General features: G+C 46.5%; 4 protein-coding genes. All 4 read left to right on the top strand.

The window, feature by feature from the left end:
* Nucleotides 1–278: adenylate kinase family protein (locus ACEW8S_RS20385; protein ID WP_373519948.1), on the top strand; the 278-nt coding region annotated here is incomplete at its 5' end.
* A 9-nt stretch (nucleotides 279–287) separates the two neighbouring features.
* Entirely contained in the window at nucleotides 288–1,289 is a 1,002-nt protein-coding gene (gene obgE, locus ACEW8S_RS20380; RefSeq protein WP_373519947.1) for a GTPase ObgE, read from the top strand.
* Nucleotides 1,290–1,388: 99 nt separating this feature from the next.
* Nucleotides 1,389–1,907 carry a DUF4136 domain-containing protein gene (locus ACEW8S_RS20375; protein ID WP_373519946.1) on the top strand — a complete coding sequence of 173 codons (519 nt, stop codon included), beginning with the start codon at nucleotides 1,389–1,391 and terminating at the stop codon, nucleotides 1,905–1,907.
* A gap of 72 nt (nucleotides 1,908–1,979) precedes the next feature.
* On the top strand, nucleotides 1,980–2,330 hold the full coding sequence (locus ACEW8S_RS20370; RefSeq protein WP_373519945.1) for a hypothetical protein: 351 nt from the start codon (nucleotides 1,980–1,982) through the stop codon (nucleotides 2,328–2,330).
* Nucleotides 2,331–2,345: the final 15 nt, after the last annotated feature.

The raw sequence follows: 2,345 nt of genomic DNA, 5'->3' as shown, positions 1-2,345 counted from the left end.
CCTTGTTGGAATCGAAGGATATGAAAATCGATGCCACCATTGCTTTGGATGCCCATGATGAGGTGCTGATACAACGTTTGTTGGAGCGTGGAAAAATTAGCGGCCGTACCGATGATCAAGACGAGAGCAAAATCCGCAATCGCTTTGACGAATACAATGAAAAGACCGCTCCGCTCAAGGAATATTACGACACCCAAGGGAAATTTCACAGGGTCAATGGCATCGGGGAGATCGATGCGGTTACGCGGCGATTGGGGAAGGTGATCGAGGAACTTTAAACCGTAAGCATGACCGAAGGCAATTTTGTAGACTACGTAAAGATCCATGCCGAATCGGGCAATGGGGGCAAGGGCTCCGTGCATTTACATCGCGAAAAATATATTACCAAGGGTGGTCCCGATGGCGGCGATGGCGGGCGCGGTGGCCACGTTATACTTCGGGGCAATGAAAACTTGTGGACGCTCATCAACTTCAGGTTCAAAAAACATTTTAAGGCCGGTCATGGCGAACATGGTAGCAAACAGCGCAGCTCGGGAGCTGACGGTGCCGATGTTTATTTGGAAGTTCCCTTAGGTACGGTCGTCAAGGATGCCGAAACCGACGAAACGCTTTTTGAGATTACCGAACATGGAGAGGAAAAGATGCTGGTCGAAGGCGGCATGGGCGGGCGCGGTAACTGGCATTTTAAAACGAGTACGAACCAGACACCAAGATATGCACAACCCGGAATCAAAGGCCTGGAAACCGATGCTATCTTAGAGCTCAAGGTACTTGCAGACGTGGGGCTGGTAGGCTTCCCCAATGCGGGAAAATCAACCTTGCTTTCCGTAATCACTTCCGCCAAACCAAAAATTGCGGAGTATGAGTTTACGACCTTAAAGCCCAACTTGGGCATAGTGGAATACCGCGATTTTCAAAGCTTTGTCATGGCCGATATCCCGGGAATTATCGAGGGTGCCGCCGAAGGAAAAGGTTTGGGACATTATTTTCTACGCCATATTGAGCGCAATGCGACCCTGTTATTCCTGATTCCTGCGGATAGCAAGGATATTGGAAAGGAATATGGGATTTTACTGGACGAGCTCCGCAGATACAATCCCGAATTGATCGATAAGGAACGGTTGGTTGCCATCTCCAAAAGCGATATGCTCGACGAAGAGCTCATGGCCGAAATGCGAGAGGAACTGGATAAAGATTTAAAGGGTGTGCCCTATATGTTCATTTCTTCCGTAGCACAGCAAGGCATCACCGAATTGAAAGACCGGCTTTGGGCAATGTTGAACGATTGAGTAATTGTCTTTGCGCTCTCGGCCTACTACCGAAAAAGAGTAACGTGCCGGCTCCTCGCAAAGACGATGCTTTTCCTTAATTTTGTATAAATGGAAGTTATGAAAAGGATAGTACTCTTATTGGCAGTTGCACTTTTGTTCTCCTGCAACGCCATTCGTGTCAACTACGATTACGACAAGGAAGTCGATTTTACCAAGTACACAACCTATAACTATTATCCCGATATGCAGACGGGATTGAGCGAATTGGATACCAAACGCCTACTCGACGCGGTGGATGCCGAAATGCAGGCCAAAGGAATACAATTGACCGAAAAACCGGATTTTTTTATAAATATCGAAAGCAACTCGTTTCAAAAGCCCAGAAATAATTCTGTCGGCGTCGGCCTTGGTGGATCGGGGCGCAGTGTCGGAGGTGGAGTTTCTGTAGGCATTCCGGTAGGTGGTCCGAAGATGGAACGGCAGATCCGTTTCGATTTTGTAGATAATGAAAATGACAAACTGTTCTGGCAGGCCGAAAGCCAAAGTCCCTTTAAGGAAAATGTTTCTCCGGAAGCGCGTGAGGAAACTTTACGAAGCTTGGCGGTAAAAGTTTTTGCCAAATATCCGCCGGAGTGACGGGCTTTTCTGATTTAATCTATAATAATTTGCGTTTGCAACGGATGCGATATTGAATACTTTCGGTCAATAATGGCGAAACTGGCAACATACTATATCGAAAACCATAAAATCGAGGTGGTCAAAACGGTGTTCGGAAAGGAAAAAGTACTTCTCAACGGAACAAAAGTATCCGAGAAAACTGCCCGTGTTACGTCTGAGCATCATTTCGAGATTGCTGGCCATCGTTATAAAATCTCGCAAAGGGACAGTTCACAATCTGAAAAAATGAACGCATACGAAATCTTGAGAAATGGCTCCCCCATTGCTTTGATGAACATTGAATCGCAAACTTCCATTAAAATATTCGTGCTGATTGTTGCCATTGGTCTGGGCTTGGGGTTTATGGTCGGGGTGTTGGTTTATAATGTAGTATTGACTTAGCGTTTTGGTGTCCTG

This window comes from Pricia sp., from assembly GCF_041745955.1.
Lineage (GTDB): Bacteria > Bacteroidota > Bacteroidia > Flavobacteriales > Flavobacteriaceae > Pricia.
Note: the sequence above shows the minus strand (reverse complement) of the source record. Positions and strands in the feature narration are given on the sequence as shown.

Bases quoted from the DNA above. Each gene is read 5' to 3' on its own strand.
- obgE (WP_373519947.1), top strand. From the start codon at position 288: ATGACCGAAGGCAATTTTGTAGACTACGTAAAGATCCATGCCGAATCG.
- ACEW8S_RS20375 (WP_373519946.1), top strand. From the start codon at position 1,389: ATGAAAAGGATAGTACTCTTATTGGCAGTTGCACTTTTGTTCTCCTGC.
- ACEW8S_RS20370 (WP_373519945.1), top strand. From the start codon at position 1,980: ATGGCGAAACTGGCAACATACTATATCGAAAACCATAAAATCGAGGTG.